This is a genomic window from Streptomyces hygroscopicus subsp. hygroscopicus (genome assembly GCF_030269125.1).
In the GTDB taxonomy this organism is placed as follows: Bacteria; Actinomycetota; Actinomycetes; order Streptomycetales; family Streptomycetaceae; genus Streptomyces; species Streptomyces hygroscopicus_C.
In genome coordinates, this window is the sequence record NZ_BSSM01000001.1 from 333,111 (window position 1) to 347,464 (window position 14,354).

At 70.0% G+C, this 14,354-nt stretch carries 15 protein-coding genes and 1 tRNA gene; 10 read left to right on the forward strand and 6 right to left on the reverse strand.

Annotated elements, in window-relative coordinates:
- Positions 1-7: 7 nt before the first annotated feature.
- On the reverse strand, positions 8-202 hold the full coding sequence (locus tag QSK45_RS01320; RefSeq protein ID WP_285552339.1) for a DUF397 domain-containing protein: 195 nt from the start codon (positions 200-202) through the stop codon (positions 8-10).
- Positions 199-999 carry a helix-turn-helix domain-containing protein gene (locus tag QSK45_RS01325; protein WP_285553360.1) on the reverse strand — a complete coding sequence of 267 codons (801 nt, stop codon included), beginning with the start codon at positions 997-999 and terminating at the stop codon, positions 199-201. Before QSK45_RS01325 ends, QSK45_RS01320 begins: the two co-directional genes overlap by 4 nt.
- Before the next feature lie 198 nt (positions 1,000-1,197).
- On the opposite strand from QSK45_RS01325, the gene QSK45_RS01330 reads away from it, so the two are divergent.
- The 3 genes from QSK45_RS01330 (at position 1,198) to QSK45_RS01340 (ending at position 5,726) form a co-directional block, all read left to right on the forward strand.
- Positions 1,198-1,626: an ATP-binding protein gene (locus QSK45_RS01330; protein WP_285552341.1), complete on the forward strand. Its 429-nt coding sequence runs from the start codon at positions 1,198-1,200 to the stop codon at positions 1,624-1,626.
- A 103-nt stretch (positions 1,627-1,729) separates the two neighbouring features.
- The gene (locus QSK45_RS01335) at positions 1,730-2,548 is read left to right on the forward strand and encodes a hypothetical protein (RefSeq protein ID WP_285552343.1); all 819 of its coding nucleotides are present in this window, start codon (positions 1,730-1,732) and stop codon (positions 2,546-2,548) included.
- On the forward strand, positions 2,541-5,726 hold the full coding sequence (locus QSK45_RS01340; RefSeq protein ID WP_285552345.1) for a DEAD/DEAH box helicase: 3,186 nt from the start codon (positions 2,541-2,543) through the stop codon (positions 5,724-5,726). Before QSK45_RS01335 ends, QSK45_RS01340 begins: the two co-directional genes overlap by 8 nt.
- Position 5,727: 1 nt before the next feature.
- Here the strand turns inward: QSK45_RS01340 and QSK45_RS01345 are convergent, their stop codons facing one another.
- A complete protein-coding gene (locus QSK45_RS01345; RefSeq protein WP_285552347.1) occupies positions 5,728-6,366 on the reverse strand; it encodes a hypothetical protein in 639 nt (212 codons plus the stop codon).
- Positions 6,367-6,493: 127 nt separating this feature from the next.
- Between QSK45_RS01345 and QSK45_RS01350 the strand changes: the two genes are divergently transcribed.
- From QSK45_RS01350 to QSK45_RS01375, 6 genes are all read left to right on the forward strand, one after another.
- Positions 6,494-6,871 carry a hypothetical protein gene (locus QSK45_RS01350; RefSeq protein WP_285552348.1) on the forward strand — a complete coding sequence of 126 codons (378 nt, stop codon included), beginning with the start codon at positions 6,494-6,496 and terminating at the stop codon, positions 6,869-6,871.
- A gap of 164 nt (positions 6,872-7,035) precedes the next feature.
- Positions 7,036-7,461, forward strand: coding sequence for an EVE domain-containing protein (locus QSK45_RS01355; protein ID WP_285552350.1), 426 nt, complete (start codon positions 7,036-7,038; stop codon positions 7,459-7,461).
- Between the two features lie 126 nt (positions 7,462-7,587).
- Positions 7,588-8,106 carry a hypothetical protein gene (locus QSK45_RS01360; RefSeq protein ID WP_285552352.1) on the forward strand — a complete coding sequence of 173 codons (519 nt, stop codon included), beginning with the start codon at positions 7,588-7,590 and terminating at the stop codon, positions 8,104-8,106.
- Positions 8,107-8,541: 435 nt separating this feature from the next.
- The gene (locus QSK45_RS01365; RefSeq protein ID WP_285552354.1) at positions 8,542-8,826 is read left to right on the forward strand and encodes a hypothetical protein; all 285 of its coding nucleotides are present in this window, start codon (positions 8,542-8,544) and stop codon (positions 8,824-8,826) included.
- Between the two features lie 420 nt (positions 8,827-9,246).
- Positions 9,247-9,687 (forward strand): hypothetical protein, encoded by a 441-nt coding sequence (locus QSK45_RS01370; protein WP_285552355.1) that lies wholly within the window; start codon positions 9,247-9,249, stop codon positions 9,685-9,687.
- A gap of 108 nt (positions 9,688-9,795) precedes the next feature.
- A complete protein-coding gene (locus tag QSK45_RS01375; protein ID WP_285552357.1) occupies positions 9,796-10,779 on the forward strand; it encodes a hypothetical protein in 984 nt (327 codons plus the stop codon).
- Positions 10,780-11,026: 247 nt separating this feature from the next.
- Here QSK45_RS01375 and QSK45_RS01380 read toward each other — a convergent pair.
- Both QSK45_RS01380 and QSK45_RS01385 read right to left on the reverse strand, forming a co-directional pair.
- A tRNA-Leu gene (locus tag QSK45_RS01380) sits at positions 11,027-11,111 on the reverse strand.
- A 193-nt stretch (positions 11,112-11,304) separates the two neighbouring features.
- Positions 11,305-12,252 carry a beta-ketoacyl-ACP synthase III gene (locus QSK45_RS01385; protein WP_285552359.1) on the reverse strand — a complete coding sequence of 316 codons (948 nt, stop codon included), beginning with the start codon at positions 12,250-12,252 and terminating at the stop codon, positions 11,305-11,307.
- 236 nt (positions 12,253-12,488) lie between these two features.
- Here QSK45_RS01385 and fdhD point away from each other — a divergent pair, with 236 nt between their 5' ends.
- Complete coding sequence (gene fdhD / locus QSK45_RS01390) at positions 12,489-13,337, forward strand: formate dehydrogenase accessory sulfurtransferase FdhD (protein WP_285552361.1); 849 nt, start codon at positions 12,489-12,491, stop codon at positions 13,335-13,337.
- A 4-nt stretch (positions 13,338-13,341) separates the two neighbouring features.
- Here fdhD and QSK45_RS01395 read toward each other — a convergent pair whose 3' ends face one another.
- Positions 13,342-14,253, reverse strand: coding sequence for a LysR family transcriptional regulator (locus tag QSK45_RS01395; RefSeq protein ID WP_285552363.1), 912 nt, complete (start codon positions 14,251-14,253; stop codon positions 13,342-13,344).
- Positions 14,254-14,354 lie beyond the last annotated feature (101 nt).

Sequence of the window (14,354 nt, forward strand, 5' to 3'; positions counted from 1 at the left end):
GAGTGGGTCAGCGTTCCTCGGCGAACCGCACGAACGCGGCCCACTCCCCTGCGGTGACAGTGAGTTGGGCACGGGCGGGCGCCTTGGAGTCACGGATGTGGATGATGCCGGGCGTGACGGCGACCTCCAGGCATTCGCCACCCTCGTTGCCGCTGTAGCTGCTCTTGAACCAGGCGCGGGGAGCGGATTCCGCAGCACTCATAGCTCTGCCACCATCTTCTCGATCAAGGCAAGGGACTCCTGCATCGTAAGGGCCTGCGCCCTGATGCTGCCGTACCGCGCGGCAAGGATGCGGACTTCCTCGACATCCGTGACCAGTCGGCTGGAGCTCTGCGCCTCGACATACCCCAGCTGAGGCTTCCCCTTGGGGGTCAGCAGGATGAAGGATCCACCCATTCCTGCGTGCTGGGTACGCCCGGTCGGCATCACTTGCAGTTCTACGTTGCGCAGTCGGGCCAGTCGAAGTAGTTGCTCCAACTGTTCCCTGTGAACGTCCCGCTCACCGAGTGGGCGTTGCAGGACCACTTCCTCAACTACAGCCGTGATCATCGGCGGGGGCCACTGGGTGAGGATGTCTTGCCGCGCCAGCCGGGAAATTACCCGCTGCTCTACCGTTTCCTCGTCCAGCAGCGGCTTACGCATCTCGTACAAGGCCCGGATCCGCCGTTCGGTCTGAAACAGGCCGGGGACGTCATGGCAGTTGTAGAAGTCGATCTCAACCGCCTCCCGCTCCAACCGCGCATAGTCCCGGAACCAGGCAGGATGCCGAACCCGCGCCTTCGCCTTGGCCCTCTCCACGTCCTCGATCGTGGCCCGCAGCAACCCGTCCGCATCCAACAGCTCATCCGCCGCCTCCAGGAACTCCCGCTGCGGCGTCCGCCTCCCCCGTTCCAGCGAGGAGACGAGGTCCTCGCTGTACCCGAGCCGGTCCCCCAGCTCCCGCTGTGTGAGCCCGGCCCGTTCCCGGAGCAGCTTGACCTGCTTGCCCACCGCACGCATCAGGTCACCGCTCAACTCCCCCTCGTCGTAGGCTTCCTGCGCCTCCACCACCGCCTCCGACACGACTGCCCCCTTGTCTCAGGCTTGTCTCAGACACGACCGACACCCCGCACACGGCACCTTCCGTGTCGGTACGGGCACCCTCCGTACCGGGGGATGTGCTGGTCAGAGTAGAGCGGACCGACCACGCTCGGTGACGTGAAGACGCAGATCTCCCCCCTTCGATTCAGTCAGCTCCTCAGTTCCACCCCGCGCGGCGCTCGTCTGGCCCGTCTGCTGGCCGTGCAGCAGCTCGACGCGTGGGGCTGGCCGCCGGCCTGCACGGTGAGTGAGTCCGCCGCGCTCGTCGTCGCCGAGCTGGCGGCGAACGCGGTGACCCACGGCCGGGCTCAGGGCCGCGGGTTCCGGCTCACGCTCACCGTCGAGGCGTCCGACACCGGCACCCTCCGGGTCGAGGTCACCGACGCCCGAGGCGACCGCGCGCCCCGGCCCCGTACGACCGTCCCCGAGCCCACCGCCGACTCCGGCCGCGGCCTGCTCCTCGTCGAAGCCCTCGCCGCCCGCTGGGGATGGGAGCCCTGGCCGCCCTCCGGGAAGACCGTGTGGGCATGTCTGCCGCTCTCCTGACGGCGAATGCGAGACAGTCTGTCCACAGACGGGCACACACCGTGGACAACCCCCCGGGGAGGTGGAGAGAATTCCGATCACGCTGTGGGGGAAGGACGTACCGGTGGGGGAAGACAGTGCCGTGGACGGCGCCGTGCCGCGCATCTCGCAGGGGATCGAGGTGTACGCCGGCAAGGACGGGGCCGTGTCGTGGAGCGGCGTCGAACTGACGGCCGACGTGATGCGGGAGTTACGCGGGGGGCCGTGGGCCGAGCGGGTCGGTGATCTCGCCGCCACCCGCGACTTCCTGAGCGAGTTACGGGGCCTCGCCACGACGGACATGGAGACCGACACCCTCAAGGCCCTCCTGGCGAGCGAACCGGAACCCCTGCCCTGGCAGGTCGGCGAGGCCCTCGCCGAGGTGCTGCTGGAGCACTGGCACGGGGCCCTGTGGCTGTGGGACGGCGCCCGTGACCGGCGTACGCGCAAGGCGAGCCTCCCGGGCGCCGACCTGGTCGGCCTGTGCGTCGCGGACGGCTCGGCGCGGCTGCTGTTCGGCGAGGTCAAGTCGTCCTCCGAGCAGTCCGCCCCGCCGGGCGTCATGAACGGCGCGGACGGCATGATCAATCAGCTCAGAAAGCTGTCCGCGAAGGACGACCACCTCACGCTCATGAAGTGGCTGCGCTTCCGGTGCCTGACCCCCGAACACCAGGAGGCCTACCGGACGGCGGCCGGCCGTTGGGTGAAGTCGATGGGCAAGGACGTCCAGCTCTTCGGCTGCCTGGTGCGCGACACCGCCCCGGAGCCGAGGGACCTGAGCAACCGGGCCAAGGACCTGGCCAAGACGGTCGTGGAGCCGATGCATGCTCTGCTCACGGCCTGGTACCTCCCCGTGGCCATGTCTTCATGGCCCGACCACGTGGGGGTGCTCGACCATGGCTGACCTGGGCTGGCTGGACGACGTACTCGACCCGGCCCTCGTGGCCGAGGCCGGTGAGCGGGCGCACCGCGTGCTCATCGGGTCCGCGCTGCGCGCCGTGGAGGGGGAGGTCCCGCCCGGTCCCGAGGAGGGCCACGAGGCGGTCGGTTTCGCGGTGGACGCCCTGGACCTGCTGGCCTGGGACGCGATCGCCGAGGATCCGAAGGCGGAGTCGACGCGGCGGCTGTGCGGGCAGATGTTCGCGCTGGCGCGGGGCCGGCTGCCCGCCGGGGACTCTCCGGAGGCCCGGCTGGAGCTGCTGCGCACGGCGTGCCTGGGCTGGATCGCGGACGAGACACCGCTCGCCGCCCGGCTGCTGGCGGACGTGGAACTGCCGTCCGAGCCGCGGTTGGCCGACGACTGGGAGTCCCGGGTGCGGCGCGGCACAGCCGACGCCTGGCTGCTGCTGCTGCGCAAGCGCGGGTGGGACGACCTCGACGCGCTGGACCGGCTCCTGCTGCGGCTGCGGCGGGAGCAGGACGTGCTGGAAGAGCCGTATCTCTCGGCGGCGGGCGACGACGCGCGTCCCGCGGCCTGGTCGCTGGCCGCCCACTACCACCTGCTCAAGACGGCGGAGCTGCTCGCCGAGTACCTGGCGACGGGTGCGCTGATGCGGGGGCGGCGGCCGAGCCGTCACTACGGGGTGCGCGAACGCGTGCAGTCGCACTGCGATCGCGCACTGGAGGCGGCCATGGCCTCGGCCGACCCGGACCTGGAAGTGCTCGTACGGCTGCTGACCGCGACCGCCGACCAGATCATCGACAACAGCCTGTGGACGGTGGCGCGCGCGGTCAGCCCGGAGGTGAACGCCTTCGTGGCCTCACTGGTCGACCGGGGGCGGCCGCGTCCGATCTTCGAGGTGCTGCCGCCGCAGCGGGTGGCCCTCGCGGAGCAGGGGCTGATCCGCACAGCGCACCGGAGTGTGGTGGTCAGTCTCCCGACAAGTGCGGGCAAGACCCTGATCGCCCAGTTCCGCATCCTCCAGGCGCTCAACGCCTACGACAAGCAGCAGGGCTGGGTCGCCTACGTCGCCCCGAACCGGGCGCTGGTGAATCAGGTGACGCGGCGGCTGCGCCGCGACTTCGCGGGCCTCGGCATCGGGGTGGAGCGGGTCAGCCCCGCCCTGGAGTTCGACGGCCTGGAGGAGGACATGCTCACGGACCGCGGTGAGAAGCGGTTCCGGGTGCTGGTGTCGACTCCGGAGAAACTGGACCTGCTGCTGCGGTCGGGATGGCAGGAGAGGATCGGCCGTCCGCTCTGCCTGGTGGTGGCCGACGAGGCCCACCAACTGGGCGAGGGCAAACGCGCGATCAAACTGGAACTGTTGCTGGCGACCGTCAACCGGGAGGCCCTGGACGCCGGTTTCCTGCTGCTGACGCCGTTCATCGACAACGGGGACGTCATCGCCGAATGGCTGGACAGCGGCAGCCGCCAGTCGGTCGGGCTGTCCGTGGACTGGGCACCGAACGACCGCATCCTCGCGCTCGCCCTGCGGGAACGCACCCCGGGCGCCGGCGGTTTCCGGGTCGCCCTGGAGACCCTGGTCACCAGCCGCAGGACGCTCAGCGTGCCGGACACCCTGCCGCTGGACGGCGACCGGCCGCTCGGAATGACCTGGTCGCAGGCGGGCAGCCCGACCAAGCTGGCCGCCGCCACGGCGTCCGTGCTGGCCGAGCGGGGACAGACCATCACCCTCGCCGGACGGCCGGACTACGCCTGGTCGATCGCCAAGCTGCTCGCCGGCGGCCAGGAGGACCTGCCGGATCCCGGCGAGGATCTGCGGGCCGTCCAGGACGTGGTGGCGGAGGAGTTCGGCCCGGACTTCCCGCTGGTGGGGTTGCTGGCCAAGGGCATCGGGATCCACCACCGCGGCCTGCCCGACGACATCCGCACCCTCACCGAGTACCTGATGGAGGCCGGAGACCTGACCCACCTGGTCTCCACCACCACCATCGCCCAGGGCGTCAACTTCCCCGTGGCGAACGTCGTCCTGGCCTCCCACCAGTTCCCGTACGGAGAGGACATCCCCGCCCCGGACTTCTGGAACCTGGCCGGGCGCGCCGGCCGGGTCGAACAGGGCGAGGTGGGTCTGATCGCGCTGGCGGCCACGGACGAGGTACGGGCCGGGAAACTGCGGGCGTTCGTCGGACGCCAGGTGACGGCGCTGAACTCCACCCTCGTCGAAATGGTGCGGACAGCCATGAACAGTTACGGTCACCTGGATCTGCGCACCCTCGCCCATCTCCCCCAGTGGTCGGCGTTCGTGCAGTACCTGGCCCACACCTACCGGCAGATCGGGGACGCCGAGGAGTTCGCGGAGGAGATCGAGCAGATCCTGCGCGGCACGCTGGGCTTCCAGGACCTGCGGCGCACGGACCGCGGCTGGGCGGCGGAACTGACCCGCAGTGTGCGGACGTACGCGGAACGGCTGTCCGGGCAGCCGCTGGCCCTCGTCGACAGCACGGGCTTCTCCTGGGAGAGCGTGTCGGCGACCCTGGGCCGGCTGAGCGATGCGCACATCGGCCGCGACGTGTGGGAGCAGCCCCTGTTCGAGGGCGACCGCCGCCCGCTGGCCCAGCTCATCGGCGTCATGCTGGAGGTCCCCGAACTCAGGGACAACCTGGTCGAGGTGACCAGCGAGCACGAGGGCCGCAGTGGAGACTTTGTCGCCCGCGTCATGCAGGACTGGGTGAACGGCGCGTCGATGCGGCAACTCGCCGACGACCACTTCACGAAGGCCGGCACGAGGGACGACCTCAAGGCGATCACCAAATGCTGCCAGCGCCTGTTCGGCGAGCTGGCGCCCACGGTCTCCTGGGGCCTGTCAGCGCTGCAGTCCCTCACCCTGGGCCGGGACTTCACCACCATGCCGGCCGAGGCCCAGCGCGAGCTGCGCAACATCCCGTCGTACGCCTACTACGGCGTCCGCACCGAGGAGGCCATCGCGATGCGGCTCGCGGGCGTACCGCGGTCGGCTGCGGCCCGCATGGCCGCGACGATCACCGACGAGGGCCCCACAAGAGGTCCCGCGGCGGCGCGCACCCGCCTCGCCGCGCTGCCCGAGACGGCCTGGCGGTCGGCTCTGGGCACCAAGGGCCGGGCCTATCGGACGGTCTGGCGGATCCTCGACGGGGTGCGGTGACTCACCGGACGCAGGACGCCCACAGCCCGTAGGCCCGACGAGCTTCCGCGAGCAGTGCGGCCGTGGCGCCCGGCGTACCGAAGGAGTCCGCCGCCCTCACGGTCACCGCGCGCAGGTGATCGGCGGCGATCTGGGTCCGCTCCCGCCGGACCTCGTGCTGCCGTGAGGCGAGCGCTTGGTCCCGCTCCCACATGTCCTCCAGCGTGCTGTCCCCCGGGTCCTCCACGTCGTGCACCGTGGGAACCCGCGGCAGGTCGTCCGCAGTGAGGCGCGGAACCGCGCATGCGCCGACGGCGTCGGCCAGTTCGTCGTCCTCGTCTTCGCCGAAGAGAATGCGACGCACCACCACGCGGTCCGCTTCCGACCTGGCCACCTCGGCCGCGAGCGCGTCGAGCCGGTCAAGGAGGGCCGGGACGGCCGGGTGCTCGCGGCGGCGCAGCAACTCGTCGAGCTCTCGGATCGCCTCGTCACCGGATTCCTGCGCGTGATCGAGCAGTCGGTTGCACCGGCCGATCTCGTCGAATGCCCGCTGTGCGGTGCGCACCGCCTGCTCGATGTTCCGCAGTGACTCGTCCAGGTCGTCGTCCTCGCGGTCACCCGGAATCTCCGCGTCGGGCTTTGTGCCGTACATCGTGGTCACGCCGTTCCCCCTTGCCCTCGTTCCCGCGACTGAGCATAAGGACACCCGGGTGACCACCTGACCGCACCAGCAGCCCGGCACGCCGATCACCTTGACACCCCTACGCAATTTGAACGTTATTAGCGCTATGCCGACTATCGAACTCGATGAGCGGACTCACGAGAAGGTCGTCTTCGCCGCACATCTCATGGCGTGCACGCCGTCCGAGGTGGTACGGCGGCTGGTGGAGTCATGGAGCACCCCCGAGAAGCCCGACGACGAGTCGGACGGCGTCCGTGTCCACGCGGTGTACCGGGGCGAGCGGATCCAGAGACTCTTCCACCCGGACACGCGCACCCTGACCGTCACCCAGGGGCCGCAGGCCGGTCAGTCCTTCCCCTCGCCCAGCGCCGCCGCCATGGCGGTGATCCAGGAACTCAACCCGGACCGGTCCCCGAACACGAACGGCTGGCTGTTCTGGCGTGTCACAAGCAGCGGCGACGAACTGAAGTCCCTACGCAGGTAGCCGGACTCGCACAGCAGCCGATTCTCCGCAGCCCATCGGCACGACCGCCGCCTCTCACCAAGGACGCACCCTCATGACCGCCTCGGACGCACCCACCACCCACCACCCACCTGCTGATCATCAACGCCCACGAACCCCTCGCCTGGGTTCTGACAAATCAGCGGATGGCCTTCCCCGCCGGCCGCACCCAGCAGTCCCTCTCCCTCCGCAAGGGCGACGAGATCCTGCTGTACACCACACGGGGCTGCTTCGGGAACCCGACCCGGGACCTCGGACGCGTGATCGGCCTGGCCACCATCACCAGCGAGGTCCGCACCCTGGACACCCCCGTCGTCTTCCAGGAGCGCCGTTTCACCGAAGGGTGCCGACTACGCGTCCACGGTCTTACGCCCTTCCGCGAGGGCGTCGTCCTGCGCGACCTCGTCAACGACCTCCAGATCTTCCCCGACCCCGCTCACTGGAGCTTCCGCATGCGCCGGGCCTCGCTACGGCTGCCGGACACCGACGCGGCCCTGATCAAGCGGGAACTGCAGCCGCTCCTGAAGCCCTACGGCTCAGTGGTGAGTGCATATTCCCTCAAGCACCGGTGACGAAGCGGCCTACGCTGCGACGGGGCACCACGACACCGCCGCCCGTCGACCGCGCGGACCACCCCGACAGGAGTTAAGTCCTTGCCCTTCCCGCCTCGTGACATGGTCGCCGCTTTAGGCATACACATGCACTTCCAAACCCTGGAACAGACTCTGCGTGAACGCCACCCCGAACTGGCCGAACGGGTCCGCTTCCACGACTTGGCGGGGCGGCCGCTCCTCAAAATCCTCCTCTCCCGAACTCAGTCGGTCGGCCTGGCCTTCGTACGCATGGGGCACAACATCGTCTGGGCGGTGATGGATCCCGTCCTGAACAGCGAGCCGTCCCTCTGGCCGCTGAACACTCCCAACGATGTGCTCGTAGACGCCTTGCACGCCCACGCCTCGGCCCATCTCACCGGAGAGCCGGTCTCGTCCCCTTGGCGCTGGAACGAGAGCGAGCCGTCCGAGACGACCGAGCTGGCCGACCTCCTGGACATGCGGGGTGTACGCGTGCGGCGGGTGGTCGGCGGGAACGGGTACGTCGCCTACGGGCCACGCCACGCATTGAAGCTCGGCGTCTTCGACGCGCACGAGGCGGCGTTCCTGGAAGCCGAGTTTCCCGAGGCTTTCGTGCGCGTCTCGCTCAAGCCCAGGCTCGGATGACTGGTGGACGTGCACACACCGCGATGGAGCGGTGAGGCCGTGCCGAACTCGCCTGGCGCCTCCGCGGCACATCGTCCCCCACACCGGGCGTGCCGCGCGCGGACGCATCCGTGGAGGAGCTCGCCGACTTGCTGGGCAAAGGACCGGAAGCGTGGGACACGGAGCCGCCGTGGGCACCGCCGGAGCCCACCGCCCCGACCCTCAAAGGCGCGGATCCGCCGTACAGAACAGCCTTTTCGCAGACCTGCCTGTGCAGTACGACGCATCCGAGTGGATGGAGGAGTTCTCCGATCTCCTGGACGGGCTCGAGGAGAGCGCGCCCGAACGCCGCCCGGGCCCGCTGACTCCTCGGGGGAAGCGGTCCTCCATCAACTCACCACGCTCGGATTCTCGGCCCTCCTAGAAGGCGAGGCCGACATCCCGATCGAGTCCGAGGTGTTCCGCATCGAGTGGCGCAGCAATGGCAAGGACTTGTCGGCTCGGGAGATCCAGTGGCTGAACGGCATGGCCGCTGCGGCCGGCGAGAAGCTGCCCAAGCATCTGATCCTCATCACGGGCGGTGGTCTCACCCGCCCGGCGGCGGGCTTCGCCGACAAAGCCAAGGCGTGCGCCTTCCACCAGGACCCCACGACGGGCAGGCTGACCGCCCTCAACTACCGTGCGCGAGAGGCGTCGCTGCCCGAAGATACGCCCGGCACACCGGAGCTCGAACCCTGGTGACCGCACAGGCGGGACAGGACGGTGTCTAAGCGGCCTCCCCGTTCCGGCGCCGGCCAGGGACTTCCCCAGCTCAGCCCTCCTGATGCCATGATTCCGGCGGCATCATGACCTTCATGGCGGACGAACCGGACCTGGAGGCGGCGACAGCCCAATTCGACCGGAGCACGGTGACCGAGGCGGGAACGGCCGCCGAAGATCAACGCAAGCAGGTGCTGTCGCAGTTCCCTCTGGAAGGGTGGACAGCGATGCCATTGTCGCGCTATGCCCTGGGGCAGCCCGCACCGAGGGTGGACGGACCGACGTGCTGCCGGCTGATGGAGTTCGGCACCCCGAACCTCGGCACCATCAAGGGCGGCAGCGCCGCGAAGCACGTACCACCACAACTCCGGCGAGTGGCGACTGGCCGCCCCGCTGCGCAGGATGGAGCCGCAGGAAGGGTGGGAGGAACTGCGCGGACAGTTCGTGCAAGCCTTCGAGGCTGTGGGCGCCGGGGACTCCGACGCCGTGGACGATCTGGAGGTGCTGCGCTTCGGACCGACACTGGTGACCACGTCCCTGGCCACATACTTCCCCGAGCGCTTTCTGCCCATCTACGCGGCCGAGCATCTGCGCCGGTTCATCACCCTCCTGGGAGGCTCAGCGCAGACCGACGCACCGGCCTGGCGCAGCAACCGCCGTCTGCCGGAACGCGTCCGCTCCCGCCCTGAGTTCGACGGATGGAGCGGACAGGAGGTCATGCGCTTCCTGTACCTGAAATTCGATCCGCGGCCGCGACAGAACACGATCTGGAAGATCGCACCCGGTGAGCGCGGCCGACTGTGGAAGGAATGCCGTGACGGCGCGGTGATCCGCGTCGGGTGAGACGAGCTCGGTGATCTGGGTCAGTACCAGAGCGACACCGAGCTCAAGCAGGCGCTCGACGCACGCTGGCCGCGCAGCAGCGGAGGCAGCCTGACACTCGCCCGGCGGTTGCTCGCCTTCCGGGACCTGGAGCCCGGGGACCGGATCGTTCCAGCCTCAGGACGGACGAGGTCCGGCCCGGCCGCCCTGCGCGCCATCCAGCCGGCCTTCGAACGAGGCCTGGTCAAAGACCTGTTCTGCGCCGACCGGGGCATCACCCAGGCCAAGCCTCACAACCTGCATCTGCAGCTGCTCAAACTCGGCCTCAACGCGGTGAAGCACTACAACGACGACAAGGTCGACCGGCAGGGAGAGTTCCGCGGCATGCAGCTGGTCGGCGGCGAGTTCTACTGCCCGCTGATGCCCACCCCGCTCATCACTGCGGGCGCCACATACATCGACAGCCGCACGGATGAGGACCGCGCCCACGCACTCAACCTGATCCAGTCCCGGCAGGACTACCAGACCAAGATCAAGGAGTACGGGCCCGCAGGGGATCAGCGTCGACAGTGCCCCGCCCTCGGGTCCCACGCCACGGTCACCTGCTACCGCCGGCCCCAGCCACGCCCGTCCACCGTCGTCGACCTCGACGCCCCCACTGTCCGTACCCCAGCAGCCCTGCCCACCATCCCCAGGCCCAAGCGGGACGCCCCCGTCTACCCCGATATCTGCAGGGGGAAGAGCATCACCGTCCCGGGCACCGTGTTGGCCAAGTGGCGGCAGAAATACCCCCTGTTCACCCCTCTGTGGCAGGAAGCCTGGTCCGGACTGCGCAGTCAGAACGAGGGCGGCAACGGCAACCTCAAGAAGTCCGCCCTCGACAGCATCGACAATCCCCAGCTCCGCCTGCCGCACGGACGTGTCGCACAGACCCTGCTCAATGCCGTCATCATCTTTGTGGCGAACCTCAGAGCCATCCGACGGTTCCTCCGCGACCAGGGCATCCAGCCCCGCAAAGCCGGCACGCAGAGCGCCCAACCCAGTGAGCCCTTGGACCCGTCCCTCGCGCGACGGCTTACGGCCGAGCAGGTCGAGCCTCCGCCACGCGAGTGACGCACCTCCGCCGCGCTCCGCCCCCTGAAAACCCCACATGCCTGCGCCACGGCTACCAGCCGTCGCGCAGGCATGTCCTGTTTCCGCAGGTGAGGGGCGCAGTACCTGGACCGCCACCGCCTCACCCCCTCACCGAGCCGATCACGAGGCCTGAAGGCCCCAGAAACGACGAAATACCGGTGAGTCACATGACTCGACCGGTAATTCGTGAACGCTTCGGGACGATCTCGTGAACGTCCCGTGATTGTGTCCGAGGGGGGACTTGAACCCCCACGCCCGATAAAGGGCACTAGCACCTCAAGCTAGCGCGTCTGCCATTCCGCCACCCGGACTAGGTGTCTGCCGCCTTGCGAGGGCTTCCCTCGCGGCGACATGGACAACAATACCAAGGTTTCGGAGTGCGTTTCACCTGCGTATTTCGCCCGGCTGGACGGGGAGGCGGGGGGTGCGGCAGCCGTGTACGCGGGGCGAGGAGCCGTGTGCGCAGAGCGATCGGGGCCCCTCCGGGGCGGCCGCCCGGCGTCCCTACGGGCAGTGGATGACCTGACCGGCGTACGACAGGTTTCCGCCGAAGCCGAAGAGGAGCACCGGCGCGCCGCCGGACAGGGTGCCCTGTTCGACGAGTTTGGAGAGGGCGAGGGGGATGCTCGCGGCGGAGGTGTTGCCGGACTCGGTGACGTCGCGGGCGATCACGGCGTTGACGGCGCCCAGCTTCTCGGCGAGGGGTTCGATGATGCGCAGGTTGGCCTGGTGGAGGACGACGCCGGCGAGGTCCTCGGGGGCGATCCCGGCACGCTCGCAGGTCCGTCGGGCGATGGCGGGCAGCCGGGTGGTGGCCCAGCGGTAGACGCTCTGGCCCTCCTGCGCGAACCGCGGCGGCGTGCCCTCGATGCGCACCGAGTGGCCCATCTCGGGCACCGACCCCCACAGCACGGGCCCGATCCCCGGCTCCTCCCCCGGCGCGCACGCCTCCACCACCGCGGCCCCGGCGCCGTCGCCGACGAGGACGCAGGTGCTGCGGTCACTCCAGTCGGCGACGGCGGACATCTCGTCGGCGCCGATCACCAGGGCACGGGTGGCCGCACCCGCGCGGACGGTGTGGTCGGCGGTGGCCAGGGCGTGGGTGAAGCCGGCGCACACCACGTTGACGTCGATGGCGGCCGGGCCCGGGATGCCGAGCCGGGCCGCGACCCGGGCGGCGGTGTTCGGGGACCGGTCGACCGCGGTGGAGGTGGCGACGAGGACGAGGTCGATGTCCGCGGGCCCGAGCCCCGCGGCCGCGAGGGCCTTGGCGGCGGCGTGCGCGGCCAGCTCGTCCACCGGCTCGTCGGGCCCGGCGATGTGCCGAGTGCGGATGCCCACCCGCGTGCGGATCCACTCGTCGCTGGTGTCGACCATGCCGGCCAGGTCCTCGTTGGTGAGCACCCGGGTGGGCTGATAATGGCCGATGGCGGCGATGCGTGAGCCGTGCATGACGGAGGTCCCCCTTGTTGCCACGGTGAACGGGATCCACAGTCTGGTCAGTGACTCGCCGGTACGACGGCACGTGAAGCCACAGGAAACGGGCATACGAATTGTCGGCTCCCCTCAGCACCACCGACCCCTGCGCACGGGATATGGCACCGCCCTGCCGGTGCAGGAGAATGGGATCTCCGCATCAAGGGCCGCCGCGGCCGCCAGCACGCAAAGGAACCGGGGCTGATCAGGACATGGGACGAGTCACGGAACGACGCAAGGTCCTCCGCATACGGGACGGCGTGGTCTCCACCCGTTCGGACACGCTCGTCGCCGAGGAGCCCCTGGAGATCCGGCTGAACGGCAAGCCCCTGGCGATCACCATGCGCACCCCGGGCGACGACTTCGCGCTCGCGGCCGGTTTCCTGGTGAGCGAGGGCGTGCTCGCCGCCGCGTCCGACGTGCAGAACATCGTCTACTGCGCCGGGGCGACCGCGGACGGTGTGAACACCTACAACGTGGTCGACGTGAAGACCGCGCCCGGCGTCTCCCTGCCCGACTTCGGCCTCGAACGGAACGTCTACACCTCCTCCTCGTGCGGACTGTGCGGCAAGGCCAGCCTGGACGCGGTGCGTACGACCGCCCACTGGCCCATCGCCGACAGCCCCCGGCTCCGCGTCACACCCGCGCTGCTGGCCGAGCTGCCCGAGCGGCTGCGGGCGGCCCAGCGGGTGTTCGACCGCACGGGGGGCCTGCACGCGGCGGCCCTGTTCACCGAGGACGGCGAACTGCTGGACGTCAAGGAGGACGTGGGCCGGCACAACGCGGTCGACAAGCTGGTGGGCCGTGCGCTGCAGAACGCCGGGCTGCCCCTGTCCCGGACGGTCCTGCTGGTCTCCGGCCGGGCCTCGTTCGAGCTGGCGCAGAAGGCGGTGATGGCCGGGATTCCGGTGCTGGCGGCCGTGTCGGCGCCGTCGTCGCTGGCGGTGGACCTCGCGGCGGAGACCGGCCTGACGCTCGTCGGCTTCCTGCGGGGCAGCTCCATGAACGTCTACGCGGGGGACGACCGGATCGTCCTGGCGGAGGAGACGGCCGAGGACTGACCCCTCAACCGGCTCGCCACGCACCTCCACCGGCGTTCCCCGTACCTCTACCGGCGTTCCCCGTACCTCTACCGGCGTTCCCCGCACCCGCACCGGCTTCACCCTGCACCTCGGCCGCGATCTCGGCGAAGGCCGCCACCAGCGGGGAGTGCCGGCCCTCCGCCCACGCCAGCAGCACCTCGTCGGGCTCGGCGTCGGCGACGGGCACGTAGCTGATGTCGGGGCGCGAGTACTGCTCGGCGACCGAGCGCGGTACGAGCGTGACGGCGCTGCCCGCCGCGACGCACTCGAACTTCTCCTCGATCGTGCGGATCGGCAGGTCCCCCGGCCGGGGATCGGAGTACCGCAGCCACCGCTCGCCGTCGAGGTCGGCGAGGCTCAACTCCTGTTTACCGGCGAGCCGATGGTCCCGCCGGAGCATCGCCACGCGGGGCTCGCGGTACAGCGGCCGCAGCCGGAGCCCCTCCTCGCGGACCGGCCGCCGTACGTAAGCGATGTCGACCGTGCCGTCGAGGACCAGTCGCTCCTGGTCGTCCCACTCGACCCGGCGCGCGTTGCCCTGCGCGTCCGGGTGGGCTTCGGCGAAGGCGCGCAGCGCGGGGGCGACGACGACGCCTGCGCGGAAGCCGACGAGGAGCCGCCGGGACCCGTGCGCGGCACGCAGCACACGGCGCCGGGCCCCGTCGGCCGATGCGAGCAACTGTCGTCCCTCGTCGAGCAGTTGGCGCCCGGCATCGGTCAACCGCACGCCGTGACTGTCACGTACGAGCAGTTCGGCGCCCAAGTCCTTCTCCAGAGCGCGGATCTGGCGGCTCAGCACCGGCTGGGCGATGTGCAGACGCTCGGCGGCACGCCCGAAGTGGAGCAGTTCGGCGACTGCCGTGAAGTAGCGGACCTTGCGCAGATCCAGGTCCATGGGCCGCCCCTTCCGTCGTCCGGGTGCGATGCCCTCAGGGCATCGCCACGGCCGGAAGAGGTCTTGGACGGACCCGCCCCCGGAACCACAGGCTGGGAGGC